Origin of the sequence: Salmonella sp. 2020_1395 (assembly GCF_043848115.1) — a bacterium.
GTDB lineage: Bacteria > Pseudomonadota > Gammaproteobacteria > Enterobacterales > Enterobacteriaceae > Salmonella > Salmonella enterica.
In genome coordinates this window covers 181,081-202,426 of sequence record NZ_JBCMFH010000003.1, presented here as the reverse complement: position 1 = coordinate 202,426, position 21,346 = coordinate 181,081, and the positions used below count along the sequence as shown (strand labels likewise).

17 protein-coding genes and 1 other annotated feature are annotated in these 21,346 nt (G+C 53.8%); of the genes, 11 read left to right on the top strand and 6 right to left on the bottom strand.

The features are described 5' to 3' along the window. Positions 1-262 precede the first annotated feature (262 nt). Positions 263-3,412: an efflux RND transporter permease AcrB gene (acrB, locus tag ACH0WD_RS05820; protein WP_001132508.1), complete on the bottom strand. Its 3,150-nt coding sequence runs from the start codon at positions 3,410-3,412 to the stop codon at positions 263-265. Between the two features lie 22 nt (positions 3,413-3,434). Continuing rightward, positions 3,435-4,628 carry a multidrug efflux RND transporter periplasmic adaptor subunit AcrA gene (gene acrA, locus ACH0WD_RS05815; RefSeq protein ID WP_001039202.1) on the bottom strand — a complete coding sequence of 398 codons (1,194 nt, stop codon included), beginning with the start codon at positions 4,626-4,628 and terminating at the stop codon, positions 3,435-3,437. A 141-nt stretch (positions 4,629-4,769) separates the two neighbouring features. Between acrA and acrR the strand changes: the two genes are divergently transcribed. Together acrR and mscK are read left to right on the top strand one after the other, a co-directional pair. After that, entirely contained in the window at positions 4,770-5,423 is a 654-nt protein-coding gene (gene acrR / locus ACH0WD_RS05810; protein WP_000101755.1) for a multidrug efflux transporter transcriptional repressor AcrR, read from the top strand. A 118-nt stretch (positions 5,424-5,541) separates the two neighbouring features. Then, positions 5,542-8,904 carry a mechanosensitive channel MscK gene (mscK, locus tag ACH0WD_RS05805; protein WP_000178234.1) on the top strand — a complete coding sequence of 1,121 codons (3,363 nt, stop codon included), beginning with the start codon at positions 5,542-5,544 and terminating at the stop codon, positions 8,902-8,904. Between the two features lie 41 nt (positions 8,905-8,945). On the opposite strand, the gene ACH0WD_RS05800 is transcribed toward mscK, so the two are convergent. The 3 genes from ACH0WD_RS05800 to priC form a co-directional block, all read right to left on the bottom strand. After that, entirely contained in the window at positions 8,946-9,869 is a 924-nt protein-coding gene (locus ACH0WD_RS05800) for an Rpn family recombination-promoting nuclease/putative transposase (protein WP_000440525.1), read from the bottom strand. A gap of 69 nt (positions 9,870-9,938) precedes the next feature. Beyond that, positions 9,939-10,106, bottom strand: coding sequence for a pleiotropic regulatory protein RsmS (rsmS, locus tag ACH0WD_RS05795; RefSeq protein WP_000051161.1), 168 nt, complete (start codon positions 10,104-10,106; stop codon positions 9,939-9,941). A 13-nt stretch (positions 10,107-10,119) separates the two neighbouring features. Continuing rightward, complete coding sequence (priC, locus tag ACH0WD_RS05790; protein ID WP_001519637.1) at positions 10,120-10,647, bottom strand: primosomal replication protein N''; 528 nt, start codon at positions 10,645-10,647, stop codon at positions 10,120-10,122. Between the two features lie 68 nt (positions 10,648-10,715). On the opposite strand from priC, the gene ACH0WD_RS05785 reads away from it, so the two are divergent. The 8 genes from ACH0WD_RS05785 to hemH all read left to right on the top strand — a co-directional run bounded on the left by ACH0WD_RS05785 (position 10,716) and on the right by hemH (position 18,881). After that, on the top strand, positions 10,716-11,093 hold the full coding sequence (locus ACH0WD_RS05785; protein ID WP_001189860.1) for a DUF454 family protein: 378 nt from the start codon (positions 10,716-10,718) through the stop codon (positions 11,091-11,093). A 152-nt stretch (positions 11,094-11,245) separates the two neighbouring features. Next, complete coding sequence (gene apt / locus ACH0WD_RS05780; protein WP_000127350.1) at positions 11,246-11,797, top strand: adenine phosphoribosyltransferase; 552 nt, start codon at positions 11,246-11,248, stop codon at positions 11,795-11,797. Positions 11,798-11,910: 113 nt separating this feature from the next. Next, positions 11,911-13,839 carry a DNA polymerase III subunit gamma/tau gene (gene dnaX / locus ACH0WD_RS05775; protein ID WP_000121972.1) on the top strand — a complete coding sequence of 643 codons (1,929 nt, stop codon included), beginning with the start codon at positions 11,911-11,913 and terminating at the stop codon, positions 13,837-13,839. Further along, positions 13,172-13,236 (top strand) — a sequence feature (DnaX frameshifting element). Its footprint overlaps the gene before it by 65 nt. Positions 13,840-13,884: 45 nt before the next feature. Next, complete coding sequence (locus ACH0WD_RS05770; protein WP_000467098.1) at positions 13,885-14,214, top strand: YbaB/EbfC family nucleoid-associated protein; 330 nt, start codon at positions 13,885-13,887, stop codon at positions 14,212-14,214. After that, positions 14,214-14,819: a recombination mediator RecR gene (gene recR, locus ACH0WD_RS05765; protein WP_001195023.1), complete on the top strand. Its 606-nt coding sequence runs from the start codon at positions 14,214-14,216 to the stop codon at positions 14,817-14,819. Before ACH0WD_RS05770 ends, recR begins: the two co-directional genes overlap by 1 nt. A gap of 110 nt (positions 14,820-14,929) precedes the next feature. Next, positions 14,930-16,804 carry a molecular chaperone HtpG gene (htpG, locus tag ACH0WD_RS05760; RefSeq protein WP_001523272.1) on the top strand — a complete coding sequence of 625 codons (1,875 nt, stop codon included), beginning with the start codon at positions 14,930-14,932 and terminating at the stop codon, positions 16,802-16,804. A gap of 241 nt (positions 16,805-17,045) precedes the next feature. Next, a complete protein-coding gene (gene adk / locus ACH0WD_RS05755) occupies positions 17,046-17,690 on the top strand; it encodes an adenylate kinase (RefSeq protein WP_001220237.1) in 645 nt (214 codons plus the stop codon). A gap of 228 nt (positions 17,691-17,918) precedes the next feature. Further along, the gene (gene hemH, locus ACH0WD_RS05750; RefSeq protein WP_001250078.1) at positions 17,919-18,881 is read left to right on the top strand and encodes a ferrochelatase; all 963 of its coding nucleotides are present in this window, start codon (positions 17,919-17,921) and stop codon (positions 18,879-18,881) included. Here the strand turns inward: hemH and aes are convergent. Next, a complete protein-coding gene (aes, locus tag ACH0WD_RS05745) occupies positions 18,878-19,849 on the bottom strand; it encodes an acetyl esterase (protein ID WP_000801780.1) in 972 nt (323 codons plus the stop codon). The genes hemH and aes overlap by 4 nt on opposite strands. Before the next feature lie 152 nt (positions 19,850-20,001). On the opposite strand from aes, the gene gsk reads away from it, so the two are divergent. Then, positions 20,002-21,306, top strand: coding sequence for an inosine/guanosine kinase (gene gsk / locus ACH0WD_RS05740; RefSeq protein WP_000671592.1), 1,305 nt, complete (start codon positions 20,002-20,004; stop codon positions 21,304-21,306). The last annotated feature ends 40 nt before the right edge of the window (positions 21,307-21,346 follow it).

Below are 21,346 nucleotides of genomic sequence, written 5' to 3'. Positions count from 1 at the left end.
TGTAATCATTGGGTTAACGTTTTTTAGCTTTTCAGGCTAAAACAATAGACTCTGACAGGAGAAAATAGCCAGGAATATTCTTAATATTTCTTAATTAATGGCTGAATTAAGAAATGGCCAACTTTCCTAAGAAAAGCCTTTAACGCAGTAAGGATTATACCTTTTATTAATATGGCAAAAAATAATCAATCTAACAATAAGCGTATTTTATGATTTTTGCGTAAAAAAGGCCGCTTGCGCGGCCTTATCAACAGTGAGCAAATCAGCGATGTTCTGTCGAATGACTATGCTCAATATCTTCGCTTTTACGGCTAAAGCGGCGGCGTACCACCACGAAGAAGACCGGTACGAAGAAAATAGCCAGTACGGTTGCCGTTACCATCCCGCCCAGTACGCCAGTACCTACCGCATTCTGCGCGCCGGAACCCGCGCCGGAACTGATAACCAGCGGCATAACCCCCAGCATGAACGCTAACGAGGTCATCAGAATCGGGCGCAAACGCATCCGGACGGCCTCCAGCGTCGCTTCTACCAGACCTTTCCCTTCTTTATCCATTAAGTCTTTGGCGAATTCGACGATAAGTATCGCGTTCTTCGCCGACAACCCAATGGTTGTGAGCAGGCCCACCTGGAAGTAAACGTCGTTAGTCAGTCCGCGGAAGGTCGCAGCCAGCAGCGCGCCGATAACCCCAAGCGGAACAACCAGCATTACGGAGAACGGGATAGACCAGCTCTCATACAATGCCGCCAGACACAGGAAGACGACGATCAGCGAGATAGCATACAGGGCAGGGGCCTGGTTGCCGGACAACCGTTCCTGGTAGGACATCCCGGTCCAGTCATATCCAATGCCTGACGGCAGCTTGCTGGCCAGTTCCTCCATCATCGCCATCGCTTCACCGGTACTCTTGCCTGGCGCCGCCTGACCCAGAATTTCCATCGAAGGCAGACCGTTATAGCGTTCCAGACGTGGCGAACCATATTCCCAGCGGGAAGAGGAGAATGCGGAGAACGGCACCATCTGACCATCGCTACCACGAACGTACCAGTCGTTAATATCATCCGGCAACATGCGGTATTTCGCTTCGGACATCACGTAAACTTTCTTCACACGACCGCGATCGATAAAGTCGTTTACATAGCTGCCGCCCCATGCTGCGCCCAGCGTGGTATTAATGTCGCTAATAGACACGCCCAGCGCCTGAGCTTTTTCCTGGTCGATATCGATTTTAAACTGCGGCGTGTCCTCCAGGCCGTTAGGTCGAACGCCGACCAGCAGATCAGGATATTTCGCCACTTCGCCGAACAACTGGTTACGCGCCTGGGTGAGTTTTTCATGGCCAAGTCCCGCCTGGTCAATCAACTCGAAGTCAAACCCGGTTGCGGTGCCCAGCTCAACGATCGCTGGCAGGTTAAAGGCGAAGACCATCGCATCTTTAATTTGTGAAAACGCTGCGGTTGCCCGCTGGGTAATCGCTTCAACCTTGTTTTTTTCGCCTGGACGATCGGCCCAGTCTTTCAACGACACGAATGCAATACCGGTATTCTGACCGCGCCCTGCAAAACCGAAGCCGTTGACGGCGAATACCGATTCAACGTTGGCTTTCTCTTTGTTCAGATAGTAATCCGTGACCTCATCCAGCACTTTTTGCGTGCGCTCTTGCGTCGCGCCGGCGGGGAGCTGGACCATTGTCAGGAATACGCCCTGGTCTTCATCCGGCAAGAAAGAGCTTGGCAGACGAACGAACAGATAAGCCATACCGACGACGATAATGAGATAGAGCAGCAGATAACGCCCGGTACTGCGCAGAATATTGCCTACGCTATCGGTGTAGTGATGCGTGCTCTTATCAAACAGGCGGTTAAACCAGCCGAAAAAGCCTTTTTTCCCTTCGCCATGATCGCCTTTGGCGACGGGTTTGAGCATCGTCGCGCACAGCGCAGGCGTCAGGATCAGCGCGACCAGCACCGACAGCGCCATCGCCGATACGATGGTGATAGAGAACTGACGATAAATTGCCCCGGTTGAGCCGCCAAAGAAGGCCATCGGAATAAATACCGCCGACAGTACCATCGCGATACCCACCAATGCGCCCTGAATCTGGCCCATGGATTTGCGCGTCGCTTCCTTCGGCGGAAGGCCTTCTTCAGTCATAACACGTTCGACGTTCTCGACCACCACGATGGCGTCATCCACCAGCAAGCCGATGGCGAGCACCATCCCGAACATCGTCAGCGTGTTTATCGAGAAACCGAATGCCGCAAGCACGGCAAAGGTTCCCAACAACACCACCGGAACCGCAATAGTCGGAATCAACGTCGCGCGGAAGTTCTGCAGGAACAGGTACATCACCAGGAACACGAGGATAATCGCTTCGACCAGCGTTTTTACCACTTCATGAATAGAGATCTTCACGAACGGCGTGGTGTCATACGGGTAGACGATTTTCATCCCTGGCGGGAAGAACGGTTCCATTTTTTTCAGTTCGGCGCGAATAGCGGTAGCGGTATCCAGCGCGTTGGCGCCGGTAGCCAGTTTGATGCCAAGACCTGACGCTGGCTGACCGTTAAATTTCGCGATGACGTCGTAGTTTTCGCCGCCAAGCTCAATTTTCGCTACATCCCGCAGACGAACCTGAGAGCCATCCTGATTCACTTTCAGCAGGATTTTGCCAAACTCATCCGTTGAGGTCAGACGCGTTTGGGCAATAATCGATGCGTTAAGCTGCTGGCCTTTTACCGGCGGCGTACCACCGAGCTGACCTGCCGCGACCTGGGCGTTCTGCGCTTTGATCGCGTTAATCACGTCGACCGGCGTCAGTTGGTATTTGGTCAGCTCTGTCGGATTCATCCAGATACGCATCGCATACTGCGAACCAAACAGCTGGACGTCGCCTACCCCAGAGGTACGGCTGATCGGATCTTTCATATTGGCGGCAACGTAATCCGAAATATCCTCCTGGGTCATGGTGCCGTCGGTGTTAATGACGCCCACTACCATCAGGAAGCTACTTGAGGACTTCTCAACGCTCACGCCCTGTTGCTGTACTTCCTGGGGAAGTAACGGCATTGCCAGTTGCAACTTGTTCTGAACCTGAACCTGCGCGATATCCGCATCGGTGCCGGATTCAAAGGTCAGCGTGATCTGCACGGTCCCCGTGGAGTCACTGTTGGAGGACATATACATCAGGTTATCGATACCGTTCATATTCTGTTCGATAACCTGCGTGACGGTATCCTGTACCGTTTTCGCATCAGCGCCAGGGTAGGTTGCGGAGATCGTCACTGCTGGTGGCGCAATCGTCGGATATTGCGCTACCGGCAATTTGAGGATCGCGAGCCCCCCTGCCAACATGATGATGATGGCGATCACCCACGCAAATATAGGGCGATCGATAAAGAAATTAGGCATGTCTTAACGGCTCCTGTTTAAGTTAAGACCTGGGCTGAGCAGGTTGATCACCGCTTGCGGCTTGCTGTTTGTTATCCGCGGTAATTTCCTGCACTTTAACCTGTGCGCCAGGACGTACTTTTTGCAGCCCGCTGACGACTACGCGGTCGCCCGCTTTCAACCCGTCAGTCACCAGCCACTTATCGCCGATCGCCTGGCTTGCGACGATTTGGCGGGTTTCCACTTTGTTATCAGCGCCAACCACCAGCACCGTGGCATCGCCGCGTGGAGTACGGGTAACGCCCTGTTGTGGAACCAGTAATGCCGTCGGTTTTGTCCCTTCCTGCAGACGTGCGCGAACGAACATTCCTGGCAATAAGGTGTGATCCGGGTTAGGGAAGATGGCGCGCAAAGTAATAGATCCGGTGGTTTGGTCAACGGTAACGTCGGAGAATTCAAGCGTACCGGATTGCGGGAATTTGATACCGTCGCTGGTCACCAGATCGACCTTCGCTTTGCCGTTTTCCTGCTTCAGCGAACCATTTGCCAGCTCCTGCTTCAGGCGCAGGAAATCATTGCTGGACTGGGTCACATCGACATAAATAGGGTCCAGCTGCTGCACTGTCGCCAGCGCCGACGCCTGACCGTTCTGTACCAGCGCGCCTTCCGTTACGGACGACTTACCAATACGACCGCTAATCGGCGAGGTGACTTTGGTATACGCCAGGTTGATACGTGCGGTTTCAACGGCGGCTTTTGCTGCGACAACGGCGGCAGTCGCTTGTTGCGCATCAGCCAGCGCCTGATCGTATTCCTGCTTACTGATGTACTGCGTACCCAGCAGCTTTTGATAACGCTTCACCGTCAGTTCAGCGATATTCGCGGCAGCCTGAGCTTTTGCCAGATCGCCCTTAGCGCTGTCGTAAGTCGCCTGGTAGGTCGCAGGATCAATCTGATAGAGAGAGACTCCCGCTTCAATATCACTTCCCTCAACGAAATTACGCTTCAGGATAATGCCGCTTACCTGCGGGCGAACTTCGGCGATACGGTAAGCAACGGTACGACCCGGAAGTTCAGTTGTGATTTGCAGTGGTTCCGTTTTTAGTGTGACAACTCCAACTTCTGGCATCTGCTGGCCGCCTTGCTGGTCCTGTTTGTCGTCACATCCTGTTAGCGCTAAGCTGCCTGAGAGCATCAGAACGACCGCCAGAGGCGTTAACCCTCTGTTTTTGTTCATATGTAAACCTCGAGTGTCCGATTTCAAATTGGTCAATGGTCAAAGGTCCTTAAACCCATTGCTGCGTTTATATTATCGTCGTGCTATGGTACATACATCCATAAATGTATGTAAATCTAACGCCTGTAAATTCACCGACATATGGCACGAAAAACCAAACAACAAGCGCTGGAGACACGACAACACATCCTGGATGTGGCCCTGCGTTTGTTCTCGCAGCAAGGCGTATCAGCAACCTCGCTGGCGGAGATTGCGAACGCTGCTGGCGTGACGCGCGGCGCAATCTATTGGCATTTCAAAAATAAGTCGGATTTATTCAGTGAGATCTGGGAGCTATCAGAATCCAATATTGGTGAGCTTGAGATTGAGTATCAGGCAAAATTCCCCGACGATCCACTATCTGTATTAAGAGAAATTTTAGTTCATATTCTTGAAGCTACTGTAACAGAAGAACGACGCCGCTTATTGATGGAGATTATATTCCATAAATGTGAGTTTGTCGGAGAAATGGTTGTGGTTCAACAGGCGCAACGTAGCCTTTGTCTGGAAAGTTACGATCGGATTGAACAAACGTTAAAACATTGTATTAATGCTAAAATGTTGCCTGAAAATCTGCTGACCCGTCGTGCGGCGATACTGATGCGCAGCTTTATTTCAGGGCTCATGGAAAACTGGTTATTTGCTCCGCAATCGTTTGATTTAAAAAAAGAAGCTCGCGCCTACGTCACGATCCTGCTGGAGATGTATCAATTGTGTCCGACGCTGCGCGCGTCGACGGTCAACGGCTCCCCCTGATAATATTCCAGGAAAACTCCTGGACATTTTCTGTGTCGCTATTCTGTTTGTTACAGGCGTGATATTCTTGCGACTCAATTATTTCCGGTCTGCTTGCCGGTTCAGACACTTCATTCTCATGACTATGTTGCAGCTTTATAAACGTTCACAGCATTTTGTTTTTATTACAATTAGCGTCCTTATTATCCTGCTGTCCTGTCAGTCTCTGGCATTTGCCCGGGGGCAAACGAATGGCGACCTGCCGTCAAAAGCGGATGTGCAAAACCAGCTGGATACGCTGAATAAGCAAAAAGATCTCTCCGCCCAGGATAAGCTCGTCCAGCAGGACCTTATTGATACGTTAGCTACGCTGGATAAAATCGAGCGGGTGAAAGAGGAGACCGTACAGCTACGGCAGAAGGTGGCGCAGGCGCCTGAAAAAATGCGTCAGGCGACGGCTGCGTTGAATGCGCTGAGCGACGTCGATAATGATGATGAAATGCGAAAAACGCTGAGTGCGCTTTCGCTACGTCAGCTTGAGCTGCGCGTGGCACAGGTACTGGATGATTTGCAAAATTCGCAAAACGATCTTGCCGCTTATAACAGCCAGCTTGTTTCGCTACAGACCCAGCCTGAGCGCGTGCAAAACGCCATGTATACCGCCTCACAGCAAATACAGCAAATCCGTAACCGTCTGGACGGCAATAACGTCGGCGAAGCCGCGCTTCGCCCCAGCCAACAGGTGTTATTACAGGCACAACAGGCGCTGCTTAATGCGCAGATCGACCAGCAACGTAAGAGTCTTGAAGGGAATACCGTTTTGCAGGACACCCTGCAAAAACAGCGGGATTACGTGACGGCCAACAGTAATCGCCTTGAACATCAGCTTCAACTTTTACAGGAGGCGGTCAACAGTAAACGACTTACGCTAACGGAAAAAACGGCCCAGGAGGCCATTTCGCCGGACGAAACGGCGCGTATCCAGGCGAACCCGCTGGTAAAACAGGAACTGGATATTAACCATCAACTCAGCCAGCGTCTGATTGTCGCGACCGAAAACGGCAATATGTTGATGCAGCAAAACATTAAAGTAAAAAACTGGCTCGATCGCGCGCTGCAGTCGGAAAGAAATATCAAAGAACAGATTGCCGTCTTAAAAGGCAGCCTGTTGCTGTCGCGTATTCTTTATCAACAGCAGCAAACTCTGCCCTCCGCCGACGAACTCGAAGATATGACCAACCGCATTGCGGATTTGCGTCTGGAGCAGTTTGAAATCAACCAGCAGCGTGATGCCTTATTCCAAAGCGATGCCTTTGTCGACAAGCTGGAGGAGGGGCATACCAGCGAGGTGAATGATGAAGTTCATGATGCGTTGCTTCAGGTGGTGGAGATGCGCCGTGAGCTATTGGATCAGCTAAATAAACAGTTGGGTAACCAGCTGATGATGGCGATTAACCTGCAAGTTAACCAGCAGCAGTTGATGAGCGTCTCGAAAAATCTGAAAGCCATTCTGACGCAGCAGATTTTTTGGGTGAACAGTAACCGCCCTATGGACTGGGACTGGCTTAAAGCGTTCCCCCAAACGTTAAAAGAGCAATTCAGCGCCATGAAAATCACGGTGAACTGGCAAAAAGCCTGGCCCGCGGTATTTATTGCTTTTTTGGCCGGGTTGCCGCTCTTGCTCATCGCCGGTTTAATCCGCTGGCGTCTGAAATGGTTAAAAGCGTATCAACAGAAGCTGGCCGCCGCCGTGGGATCGTTGCGTAACGATAGTCAACTCAATACGCCAAAAGCTATTCTGATCGATCTGATCCGCGCGCTGCCGGTGTGTCTGATTATCCTCGCGCTTGGACTGATCCTGCTGACCATGCAGCTAAATATCAGCGATCTGCTCTGGGCCTTTAGTAAAAAGCTCGCAATGTTCTGGCTGGTCTTTGGGCTGTGCTGGAAGGTGCTGGAAAAAGAGGGCGTGGCGATACGCCATTTTGGTATGCCAGCGCAGTTGACCAGCCACTGGCGTCGCCAGATTGTACGCATTAGCCTCGCATTGCTGCCGCTGCACTTTTGGTCTGTGGTGGCGGAGTTGTCGCCGCTGAATCTGATGGATGACGTGCTGGGGCAGGCGGTTATTTTCCTCAATCTGCTGGTCATAACATTGCTGGTGTGGCCACTGTGCCGGGAAAGCTGGCGCGATAAAGAATCTCACGGCATTCGACTGGTGACCGTGACGATTCTTTCCATTATTCCGGTGGCGTTAATGGTATTAACGGCGACCGGCTATTTCTATACCACCCTGCGCCTGGCGGGACGCTGGATTGAAACCGTCTATCTGGTCATTATCTGGAACCTGCTTTATCAAACGGTGCTGCGCGGGTTAAGCGTAGCGGCGCGCCGGATTGCCTGGCGACGCGCGCTGGCTCGTCGTCAGAACCTGGTAAAAGAGGGAGCGGAAGGCGCGGAGCCACAGGAAGAACCCACCATCGCGCTGGAGCAGATTAACCAGCAAACATTACGTATCACGATGCTGCTAATGCTTGCCCTGTTCGGCGTTATGTTCTGGGCGATTTGGTCCGATTTGATCACCGTATTCAGCTATCTTGATAGCATCACGCTGTGGCACTACAACGGCTCCGAAGCTGGCGCTGCGGTGGTGAAAAGCGTGACGATGGGCAGCTTGCTATTCGCCATTATTGCCGCGATGGTGGCCTGGGCGCTCATCCGCAACTTACCCGGCCTGTTGGAAGTGCTGGTACTTTCACGTCTGAATATGCGCCAGGGGGCTTCGTATGCGATCACCACGATCCTTAACTACGTCATTATCGCTGTTGGCGCGATGACAGTATTCGGATCGCTCGGCGTCTCGTGGGATAAACTCCAGTGGCTGGCGGCGGCGTTGTCGGTGGGTCTCGGTTTTGGGCTACAGGAGATCTTCGGTAACTTTGTCTCGGGTTTAATCATCCTCTTCGAACGTCCGGTACGCATTGGCGATACGGTAACGATCGGCACCTATTCCGGCACGGTCAGTAAGATTCGTATTCGCGCCACCACTATTACCGATTTTGATCGTAAAGAAGTGATCATTCCGAACAAAGCGTTCGTAACGGAGCGGCTGATTAACTGGTCCCTCTCCGATACCACGACCCGTCTGGTTATCCGGCTTGGCGTGGCCTATGGCTCGGATCTGGAAAAAGTGAAAAGAGTCCTGCTACAGGCGGCGATGGAGCATCCGAAGGTGATGCACGATCCGGAACCTGCCGTATTCTTCACCACCTTTGGCGCCAGCACTCTGGATCATGAACTGCGTCTGTATGTGCGTGAATTGCGCGATCGTAGCCATACGGTGGATGAACTGAACCGCGCGATCGATCGACTGTGCCGTGAAAATGATATCAATATCGCCTTTAACCAGCTTGAGGTGCATCTGCATAACGCGAAGGGCGACGAAGTCACTGAAGTGAAGCGCGATCTCAACGGCGGCGATCTGGCGCCTACGGCAAGCTAAAAGGCGGTGGGCCGCGCGCTTTATGAGTGCGCGCGGCGCCGCTAATGCGACAGCGTAGAAAGCTCTTCCGGCGTAATGCCGGTGACGCTGGCGATGAGCCCGGGTTCCAGCCCGTTGGCAAGCATTTTGCGGGCAATAGCGCGCGCTTCGGCCTCACGGCCTTGTGCTAACCCTTGCTCAAGGCCCTTTTGCAACCCTTCCGTTCGGCCTTTTTCTTCCAGCCATTCCGCTATTGTCATCAGTTGTTCCTTATACTGCGGCGCGCCCTGCGCCAGTTGACGAATCAGCGCTCCGGGTTCTGCGGCGTTTCCTGCTTTCAACATATAGTTGATCAGCACACTGAGCTGCGCGTCCGTCAAATAATCCTGCGTTAAAAGCGTGATAAGGGGGTCGAGCAGTTCGCTTAAATCGCGTTGACGAATATGTTTTTGCAGGAGCTCTAACATCGCTATCCGCCGATGCTGCAAAAGCTGATTATCCGGCATTGTCGTCAGGTCGACCAGCGCAAATTCATGACTGTATAAGGCCTTCGCCATATCCGGTTTCACAAACATATTATGCCAGTTAAGGCTATAGGGCCACGGGCTTTCCGGACCGTGATAAAAGAGGATTGGTACCACCAGCGGCAAGGTATCATGACCGGCATCCAGATGACGCTGCATGGCGGCAATGGCGTAACGCATCAGGCGAAAAGCCATCAGCCGGTCTGATTTGCTCTGATGTTCAATGAGCGCGTAAACATACCCGGGGCCGTGTTGGGTATGCAGAGAGTAGAGAATATCTGAGTAGCGGCTGCGTAAATTGTCTTCAACAAAACTCCCTGACTCCAGCTTCAGTGAATCCAGATCGCAGATTGCAAGAAAGTCTTCTGGCATGTGGAGAGCCAGAAAGTCGCGGGCGACCTCTTTTTGCATCAGCATTTGTCGAAATACCGCATCGTGCGGCGTGGTGGGTAGACGTTCCATGACCCATCCCTTGTTGCCTGACTGTAGCGACCACTCTGTCAGCGACAACGAGGACAAACCAGCGGGCAATTACTCTGTTTGCGAGTCGTCTTCCGTACTTTTTAACTTGTTTTCATAATCACGCATAACTATTTCCAGCGCGCGTAGCACCGTTCGTGCCGGTAAGCGATTCTCTTCAAGCAGCACAATTAAATCCACGGCCAGTTTGACTTCATCAGGGGCATTTTCAAGCGACATACTTTCTCCAGTGTTAACGGGTTAAACGCGCCAGTACGTTTTCTATTTTCTCCAGCGCATGTCGGCAGCGCGCCAGCCGTCCTTCATAGATCTCGACTTCCTTTTGCAGCGTTTGTTGTTCGACAAGGCCGGTCGCCTGCGCCAGACGAATTTTGCGCTCCTGTGTCATCGCCAGTAGTCGACGTTCAAACTCCTGATGCTGTATTCGTCTGCGCTGCCAACGGCCAAGCCCTGGCGCGGCGGTGTCCCACTGGCGCAGCGACCAGGCGGCGGTTTCACGCGATATCGCCTCCAGTTGCGAAGCCAGATGTTCCGCCAGCCAGGCGACTTGCGGCAGTTGCTCATGTTTTACCGCCTGACGCAACGCGGCGAGATTGGCGTCAGCCTCTTCCAGATATCCCTGCAACAGAGTACTGCGGGTACGGAAAAGATGTCGGTCAAAGCGCGCGCTTAACGTCGCATGTTGCGCCAGCGGCGCGCAGCGTTGGCGTAGCGTCGCCAGCCTCTCTTCCAGCGTCTGTAACAGCATAGCGGTTTTCAATTCAACACCCCGATGAAAATAAGACAGGCTGTGCTACAGTAGCCTTCTGTTTGATAACGATTCGCATTATGCAACGTACTATTTTAATCATCATTGGCTGGCTGGCGGTAGTATTAGGGACATTGGGCGTGGTTTTGCCCCTGTTGCCGACTACGCCGTTCATTTTACTGGCGGCCTGGTGTTTCGCCCGCTCGTCGCCGCGTTTCCATGCCTGGTTGTTATACCGCTCATGGTTTGGCGGTTATCTGCGCCACTGGCAGCGCTATCGGGCCATGCCGCCGGGAGCGAAACCGCGAGCGATCGCGTTGATATTGCTGACCTTTGGTATATCGCTGTGGCTGGTGAATATGATGTGGGTGCGGGTGCTGCTGTTGGTTATTTTGGCCTGTCTGCTGATTTTTATGTGGCGGATACCGGTGATTGATGAAAAGCAACAAAAGCGCTGAAGCACACGAATCGCTGTTGCAATTGTCGTTCACAGCCAGTAAATTCGACCGTTTTCGAGCACAGGCGCAGGCGGTCAAAGAGTAACCGAGCGTTACCCCTGACCGAAAAGTATTGCGCCGTGAGTAACACCGTACTTAGCAGGCATATATCCATGACCGCGACTGCACAGCAGCTTGAGTTTCTCAAAAACAGCATCAAAAGCATTCAGGATTACCCGAAACCGGGCATTCTTTTCCGTGATGTCACCAGCTTACTGGAAGACCCGAAAGCCTACGCGCTCAGTATTGAACTGTTGGTTGAGCGTTATAAAAATGCGGGTATCACCAAAGTGGTCGGCACCGAAGCGCGTGGCTTCCTGTTTGGCGCGCCGGTTGCGCTTGGGCTGGGCGTTGGTTTTGTTCCGGTACGTAAACCGCGCAAATTACCGCGTGAAACTATTGCCGAGACCTATGAATTAGAGTACGGCACCGATCAGCTGGAAATCCATGTCGACGCGATTAAACCTGGCGACAACGTGCTGGTCGTGGACGATCTGCTGGCGACTGGCGGCACCATTGAGGCGACCGTGAAGCTGATCCGTCGTCTGGGCGGGAAAGTCACCGATGCGGCGTTCATCATTAATTTGTTCGATCTGGGCGGCGAGCAGCGTCTGGAAAAGCAGGGGATTACCTGTTATAGCCTGGTGCCGTTTCCAGGGCATTGATTCAGGCTATTCGCACTGCTATTTTAGCCAGAGAGACAACCTCGCTGTATCGGCGAGGTTGTGTTAGCATTACCCTTCTATGAATCCACCTTCCAGCGTTTCAGAGCCTGCCAATGAGTTATCAGGTCTTAGCCAGAAAATGGCGCCCACAAACCTTTGCTGACGTCGTCGGCCAGGAACATGTGCTGACCGCACTGGCGAACGGCTTGTCGTTAGGGCGCATTCATCACGCATATCTTTTTTCCGGCACGCGCGGCGTCGGTAAAACCTCTATCGCCCGGCTGCTGGCGAAGGGGCTGAACTGCGAAACCGGTATTACCGCGACGCCGTGCGGCGTTTGCGATAACTGTCGGGAAATTGAGCAGGGGCGTTTTGTCGATCTCATTGAGATTGACGCCGCATCGCGTACCAAAGTCGAAGACACCCGCGACCTGCTGGATAACGTCCAGTACGCGCCTGCGCGCGGTCGCTTTAAAGTCTATCTGATCGATGAAGTCCACATGCTGTCGCGCCACAGCTTTAATGCGCTACTTAAAACGCTTGAAGAGCCGCCAGCGCATGTGAAATTTTTACTGGCGACCACCGATCCGCAGAAGCTGCCGGTGACCATTTTGTCGCGCTGCCTACAGTTTCATCTCAAAGCGCTGGATGTTGAACAGATTCGCCATCAGCTTGAGCATATTCTCAATGAGGAACATATCGCTCACGAACCCCGCGCGTTGCAGTTGTTATCACGCGCGGCTGACGGCAGCCTGCGCGATGCATTAAGTCTGACTGACCAGGCGATCGCCAGCGGTGACGGGCAGGTTTCGACGCAGGCGGTAAGCGCCATGCTCGGTACGCTGGACGATGACCAGGCTTTGTCATTAGTCGAGGCAGTGGTTGACGCTAACGGCGAACGCGTCATGTCGCTTATCAACGAGGCGGCGGCGCGCGGTATTGAATGGGAAGCGCTGCTGGTCGAAATGCTTAGCCTGCTGCACCGTATTGCGATGGTGCAACTTTCGCCTGCCGCGTTAGGCAGCGATATGGCGGCTATCGAGCAACGGATGCGCGAACTTGCCCGGACGGTGCCTCCCGGCGATCTTCAGCTCTATTATCAGACGTTGTTGATTGGTCGCAAAGAATTGCCCTGGGCGCCGGACCGGCGGATGGGCGTTGAAATGACGTTACTGCGTGCGCTGGCGTTTCACCCGCGTATGCCCTTGCCGGAGCCTGAAACGCCGCGGCAGTCTTTTGCGCCCGTGGCCCCAACGGCGGTAATGACGCCGCCGCAGGTGCAGCAGCAGTCGGCGCCCGCGCCGCAGACATCGCCAGCGCCGCTGCCGGCATCTACCAGTCAGGTGCTGGCGGCGCGCAATCAGCTACAGCGCTCGCAGGGAGTAACCAAAACAAAAAAGAGTGAACCGGCAGCCGCATCCCGCGCGCGGCCGGTGAATAACTCTGCGCTGGAGCGGCTGGCCTCGGTTTCGGAGCGCGTACAGGCGCGCCCGGCGCCGTCTGCGCTGGAAACGGCGCCAGTAAAGAAAGAGGCTTATCGCTGGAAGGCCACCACACCGGTAGTACAAACCAAAGAAGTGGTGGCTACGCCAAAAGCGCTTAAGAAAGCTCTGGAGCATGAAAAAACGCCGGAGCTGGCGGCTAAACTGGCGGCGGAAGCGATTGAGCGCGATCCGTGGGCGGCGCAGGTAAGCCAGCTTTCTTTGCCTAAGCTGGTGGAGCAGGTGGCGCTTAATGCCTGGAAGGAGCAGAACGGCAACGCGGTTTGTCTGCATCTGCGCTCGACGCAGCGGCACCTCAATTCCAGCGGCGCGCAGCAAAAGCTGGCGCAAGCGCTCAGCGATCTGACGGGAACGACGGTTGAACTGACCATCGTTGAAGATGATAATCCCGCGGTGCGTACGCCGCTGGAATGGCGTCAGGCCATTTATGAAGAGAAACTCGCGCAAGCGCGTGAGTCAATTATTGCGGATAATAACATTCAGACGCTGCGTCGATTCTTCGACGCCGAGCTGGATGAAGAGAGTATCCGCCCCATTTGATCGTAAGCCCGGCTTGCGATTGTGAACCATCAAGAGAGAGAGCTTATGTTTGGAAAAGGCGGTCTGGGCAATCTGATGAAGCAGGCCCAGCAGATGCAGGAAAAAATGCAGAAAATGCAGGAAGAGATTGCGCAGCTGGAAGTGACCGGCGAATCCGGCGCGGGTCTGGTGAAGGTTACCATCAACGGTGCGCATAACTGCCGCCGCGTGGAAATTGACCCAAGCCTGCTGGAAGATGACAAAGAGATGCTGGAAGATCTGGTCGCTGCGGCCTTCAACGATGCGGCGCGCCGCATTGAGGAGACGCAAAAAGAGAAGATGGCTTCCGTCTCTTCCGGTATGCAACTGCCGCCAGGCTTTAAGATGCCATTCTGATGCAAACCAGTCCGCTGTTAACTCAGCTTATGGAAGCGTTGCGCTGCCTTCCGGGCGTCGGCCCTAAGTCGGCGCAGCGGATGGCGTTTACCCTGTTGCAGCGCGATCGCAGCGGCGGAATGCGTCTGGCGCAGGCGCTGACCCGGGCGATGTCGGAAATCGGCCACTGCGCCGACTGCCGCACCTTTACCGAGCAGGATGTTTGTAATATCTGTTCGAACCCGCGGCGTCAGGAAAACGGCCAGATTTGCGTGGTGGAGAGTCCTGCGGATATCTACGCCATTGAGCAGACCGGGCAATTTTCCGGGCGGTATTTCGTGCTGATGGGCCACCTGTCGCCGCTGGACGGCATCGGGCCGGATGATATCGGTCTCGATCGTCTGGAACAGCGGCTGGCGTCAGAAAAAATCAGTGAGCTGATCCTCGCGACCAACCCGACGGTTGAAGGGGAGGCTACCGCGAACTATATTGCCGAGCTGTGCGCGGAGGCCGGCGTCGAAGCCAGTCGTATCGCCCACGGCGTGCCGGTTGGCGGCGAACTGGAGATGGTCGACGGTACGACGCTGTCCCACTCGCTGGCGGGACGTCATAAGATTATTTTCTGAACAAACGGAGGCGGCATTCGCGGCCTCCGCTTGAAATCACACCCGCTTGTCCCCATCTCACCCTCAACGTATTTTTACCATTAAAAATGGCATTGTTGAGGTCTATCCACATGAAAGGACAAGAAACGCGTGGTTTTCAGTCAGAAGTTAAACAGCTTCTGCACCTGATGATCCATTCTCTTTATTCCAATAAAGAAATCTTCCTGCGTGAACTCATCTCTAACGCCTCAGATGCGGCGGACAAGCTGCGTTTCCGCGCTCTGTCAAACCCAGACCTGTATGAAGGAGATGGCGAGCTGCGTGTGCGCGTCTCTTTCGATAAAGATAAGCGTACGTTGACCATTGCCGATAACGGCGTGGGGATGAATCGTGATGAGGTGATTGACCACTTAGGCACCATTGCCAAGTCCGGCACCAAATCTTTCCTCGAATCAATGGGGTCCGATCAGGCGAAAGATAGCCAGCTCATTGGTCAGTTTGGCGTAGGCTTCTACTCCGCGTTTATTGTGGCCGATAAAGTGACCGTACGTACTCGTGCGGCAGGCGACAAGCCGGAAAATGGCGTGTTCTGGGAATCGGCAGGCGAAGGCGAATACACCGTTGCCGATATCACCAAAAATGATCGTGGTACGGAAATCACCTTACACCTGCGTGAAGGCGAAGATGAATTCCTCGATGACTGGCGCGTACGCTCGATTATCAGTAAATATTCCGATCACATCGCATTGCCGGTAGAGATTGAAAAACGGGAAGAAAAAGACGGCGAAACCGTGATTTCCTGGGAGAAAATCAACAAGGCTCAGGCGTTGTGGACCCGTAACAAGTCGGAAATTAAAGACGACGAGTACAACGAGTTTTACAAGCACATCGCGCATGATTTCACCGATCCGCTGACCTGGAGCCACAACCGCGTGGAAGGTAAGCAGGAGTACACCAGCCTGCTGTATATCCCGTCGCAGGCACCGTGGGATCTGTGGAACCGCGATCACAAACATGGTCTGAAGCTGTACGTACAGCGCGTGTTCATTATGGACGATGCCGAGCAGTTCATGCCGAACTATCTGCGTTTCGTGCGCGGCCTGATTGATTCTAATGACCTGCCGTTGAACGTCTCCCGTGAAATCCTGCAGGACAGCACGGTAACGCGTAATCTGCGTAGCGCTCTGACCAAACGCGTCCTGCAAATGCTGGAAAAACTGGCGAAAGACGACGCGGAAAAATACCAAACCTTCTGGAAACAGTTCGGTCTGGTGCTGAAAGAAGGCCCGGCGGAAGATCACGCCAACCAGGAAGCGATCGCTAAACTGTTGCGCTTTGCCTCCACCCATACCGACTCTTCCGCCCAGACCGTGTCGCTGGAAGATTACGTCTCCCGGATGAAAGAAGGGCAGGAAAAAATCTACTACATCACCGCAGACAGCTATGCGGCGGCGAAAAACAGCCCGCACCTGGAGCTGCTGCGTAAGAAAGGCATCGAAGTGCTGCTGCTCTCCGATCGCATCGACGAGTGGATGATGAACTACCTGACCGAGTTTGACGGTAAAGCATTCCAGTCGGTCGCTAAAGCCGATGAGTCCATCGAAAAACTGGCGGATGAAGTCGACGAAAACGCGAAAGAAGCGGAAAAGGCGCTTGAGCCGTTCGTGGAGCGTGTCAAAACCCTGCTGGGCGATCGCGTGAAAGAGGTGCGTCTGACGCATCGTTTAACCGACACGCCGGCGATTGTCACCACCGATGCGGATGAAATGAGCACCCAGATGGCGAAACTGTTCGCCGCGGCCGGTCAGTCCGTGCCGGAAGTGAAATACATCTTTGAGCTCAATCCGGATCATGTGCTGGTTAAACGCACTGCCGATACCGAGGATGAAGCGCAGTTTAAAGAGTGGGTCGAGCTGCTGCTGGATCAGGCGCTGTTCGCTGAACGCGGTACGCTGGAAGATCCGAACCAGTTTATCCGCCGTATGAACCAGTTGCTGGTATCCTGATAACGCTCATCTGATTGCCGGATAGCGACGCGAAGCATCTTATCCGGCCTACGAGCGAGTACTGTTTGTAGGCCGGATAAGCGCCAGCGCCATCCGGCATTTTTTATAATACCTTCTCTTTTCTGGATTTCTCTTCGTTAACCGTTTCAGCATCAGGCGGCTTCCTTGAGCGAAATGCGTGATGGTGGTATCGTTTAGCGCTTTTTAAAAAATATCGACAACCTTTGAGGGGATTTTCGTAATGCGTATTATTCTGCTTGGCGCTCCGGGCGCGGGTAAAGGAACTCAGGCTCAGTTCATCATGGAGAAATATGGTATTCCGCAAATCTCCACTGGCGATATGCTGCGCGCCGCAGTGAAATCAGGCTCCGAGTTGGGCAAACAGGCGAAAGATATCATGGACGCCGGTAAACTGGTGACCGATGAACTGGTGATTGCGCTGGTTAAAGAGCGTATCGCCCAGGAAGACTGCCGTAACGGTTTTCTGCTGGACGGTTTCCCGCGCACGATCCCGCAGGCTGACGCAATGAAAGAAGCGGGTATTGTGGTGGATTACGTGCTGGAATTCGACGTACCGGACGAACTGATCGTTGATCGTATTGTGGGTCGTCGCGTACACGCCGCCTCTGGCCGCGTTTACCACGTAAAGTTTAATCCGCCGAAAGTGGAAGGCAAAGATGACGTCACCGGCGAAGATCTGACCACCCGTAAAGACGATCAGGAAGAGACCGTTCGCAAACGTCTGGTGGAATATCATCAGATGACCGCGCCGCTGATTGGCTACTATCAGAAAGAAGCGGAAGCGGGCAACACCAAATACGCTAAAGTTGACGGTACGCAGGCCGTTGCCGACGTGCGCGCAGCGCTGGAAAAAATCCTCGGTTAATTTTTTCGCGTAGTGAACCGCTTATCAGGCCTGCTGTTATCCCACAGGTCTGATAAGCGTAACGCCATCAGGCAATCGGTGCCGGATGGCGGCCTGAACGCCTTATCCGGCCTACTGGCATCGTTAGCGCCATTCGGCAAATTCTCGTCTTACCTCTCGCAGCAATTAGTTCTTCTTTATCGCTTTTCCGCTACAATTATCAACAATTTGAATAGATAAGAGGCGGCAATGCGTCAGACGAAAACCGGTATCCTGCTGGCTAACCTTGGCACGCCAGATGCCCCAACTCCTGAAGCGGTAAAGCGCTACCTGAAACAATTTTTAAGCGACAGGCGCGTGGTGGATACTCCTCGTCTGCTGTGGTGGCCGCTGCTGCGTGGCGTTATTTTACCGCTGCGTTCGCCGCGCGTCGCGAAACTCTATCAATCTATCTGGATGGATGGCGGTTCGCCGCTCATGGTATATAGCCGCGAACAGCAACAGGCGCTGGCCGCGCGGTTGCCAGACACGCCCGTCGCGCTGGGGATGAGCTACGGCTCGCCCTCGCTGGAAAGCGCTGTCGATGAACTGTTAGCAAGCGACGTCGACCATATCGTCGTGCTGCCGTTGTACCCGCAATACTCTTGCTCAACGGTGGGCGCAGTCTGGGACGAACTGGGGCGGATACTGGCGCGTAAACGCCGTATTCCCGGTATCTCATTTATTCGCGATTACGCGGATGACGGCGCTTATATCGATGCGCTGGCGAAAAGCGCGCGTGAGTCGTTCGCCAGACACGGCGAGCCGGATGTGCTTCTGCTCTCTTATCACGGCATTCCACAACGTTATGCGGATGAAGGCGATGACTACCCGCAGCGCTGTCGCGATACCACGCGCGAACTGGTTTCCGCATTGGGGCTGCCGCCGGAAAAGGTAATGATGACGTTCCAGTCGCGCTTTGGCCGTGAACCGTGGCTGACGCCGTACACCGATGAAACGCTAAAAATGTTGGGTGAAAAGGGGACTGGCCATATTCAGGTCATGTGTCCGGGATTTGCCGCGGATTGTCTGGAGACGCTGGAAGAGATAGCGGAACAGAATCGCGAGATTTTCCTTGAAGCGGGCGGTAAAAAATATGCGTACATTCCGGCGCTGAACGCGACGCCGGAACATATTGATATGATGTTAAAACTCACGGCGCCGTACCGTTAACGCGGCGTCTTCATCCTCGCCATAAAGAAGCGTGCGCCGTCCTGCAAGGCATCGTCGGCGATTGTCATCATTCGCGAATAGTGCAGAAAGGCGTGCAGCGTGCCGGGATACATTTTGTATTCGCAGGGCTGCTGGTGCGCCTGTAATGTCTGGTGCAGCAAGCGGCTGTCATCAATGAGCGGATCAAACTCCGCGCTGGCAATAAAGCAGGGCGGCACATCGCGCGTGAGATCGTTATTAAACAGACAATACCAGGGCGATTCCCGATCGTCTTCGTTACGCAGATAGGCCTTTTCGTACATGTCCAGATCTTCACGCGTCAGGCCGTCCCACGCGCCGCCGAACAGACGGCGGCTTACCGAATCCTGCAACCCATACAGCCCATACCACAACAGAATCGCGATAACGTTACCGCAGCGAATGTGCTTATCACGTAGCCAGAGCGCGCTGGCAAGCGCCAGCATGGCGCCTGCGGAATCTCCGGCGAAACCGATTTTCTCCACGTTGAGCGAGTATTCATCGGCATGTTGAGAGAAGTAGCTGCATACCGCGACGGTTTCTTCAATGGCCTGTGGATAACGCGCTTGCGGCGACAGCGAATAATCAATGCCGATCACGGTGCAGCCGGTATAACGCGCCAGCAGACGCATTATCCGGTCATGCGTATCCAGGTTACCGAGGATAAATCCGCCGCCGTGCAGATAGTATAAGGTGGCCTGGCTGGTCGGCTGCGGCGAGTAGAGCCGGGTTGTTACATCGCCATAAGGCGTAGGGACGGCGCAGGTGCGGGTGGTCATGGACGGCGCGTCGGCATTCCAGAAACGGCGCTCAAGAAGATAATACTGACGCTGGGTCTCAATATCGCCATCGGCAGGCCAGGGGGGAAGGCCTGGTTGCTGGAAGTTTACGACGGCTTTCATTTCGTCTGACAGTCGGGTGAGTACGGGAATTTTATTTTCCGGCTTCATAAAACGCTCCTTGTGAAAGTGAACCATTGTAAAAAACGCGGCTGGAGAAACTGCGATCTCGTCGTCCGATATTGAAACGCCATCGTCCGTCGCGCGCAGCGGGGGGAATGTGCTACCATGCAGCGCTCCGTTATTCATCCGTAAGCACAATCATGAAATTTCCCGGTAAACGTAAATCCAAACACTATTTTCCCGTCAATGCGCGTGACCCGTTGTTGCAACAAATTCAGCCAGAACAGGAAACCAACGCCTCCTGGGTCGTCGGTATCGACCAGACGTTGGTGGATATTGAGGCGAAAGTGGATGACGATTTTATTACACGCTATGGATTAAGCGCCGGGCATTCTCTGGTGATAGAAGACGAGGTGGCGGAGAAGCTGTATCAGGAACTGACGCGGGAAAATCTGATCACCCATCAGTTTGCTGGCGGCACCATAGGCAATACGATGCACAATTACTCGGTACTGGCGGATGACCGTTCGGTGTTACTGGGCGTGATGTGCAGCAACATTGAGATTGGCAGCTACGCTTATCGCTACCTGTGTAATACTTCCAGCCGTACCGACCTGAATTATCTGCAAGCGGTAGATGGCCCGATTGGCCGCTGTTTCACACTGATTGGCGAATCCGGCGAGCGTACCTTCGCTATCAGCCCCGGCCATATGAATCAGCTACGGGCGGAAAGTATTCCGGAAGCGGTGATCGCTGGCGCTTCCGCGCTGGTGTTGACCTCATATCTGGTGCGCTGTAAGCCTGGCGAACCGATGCCTGACGCGACGATGAAAGCGATCGAATACGCGAAAAAGCATAACGTGCCGGTTGTCATGACGCTGGGCACCAAATTTGTGATCGCCGATAATCCGCAGTGGTGGCAGGCGTTTCTCAAAGAGAATGTCTCGATTCTGGCAATGAATGAAGAAGAAGCGGAAGCGCTGACCGGCGAAAACGACCCGCTGCTGGCGGCGGATAAGGCGCTGGACTGGGTCGATCTGGTGTTATGCACCGCCGGGCCGATAGGGTTATATATGGCAGGCTTCACCGAAGAGGAAGCAAAACGTAAAACCCAGCATCCGCTGCTGCCGGGGGCTATTGCTGAATTTAACCAGTATGAATTTAGCCGGGCAATGCGCCATAAAGATTGTATTAATCCGCTGCGCGTTTATTCGCATATTGCGCCCTATATGGGCGGGCCGGAAAAAATCATGAACACCAACGGCGCGGGCGATGGCGCGCTGGCGGCGCTGCTGCACGATATTACGGCGAACAGTTACCATCGTAGCAACGTACCGAACTCCAGTAAGCACAAATTCACCTGGCTGACCTATTCGTCGCTGGCGCAGGTGTGTAAATATGCTAACCGTGTCAGTTATCAGGTACTGAACCAGCATTCTCCGCGTCTGACACGCGGGCTGCCGGAGCGTGAGGACAGCCTGGAAGAGTCGTACTGGGATCGCTAATCTGGCTTGCCCGATAGCGCTGCGCGCATCGGGCCGTCCG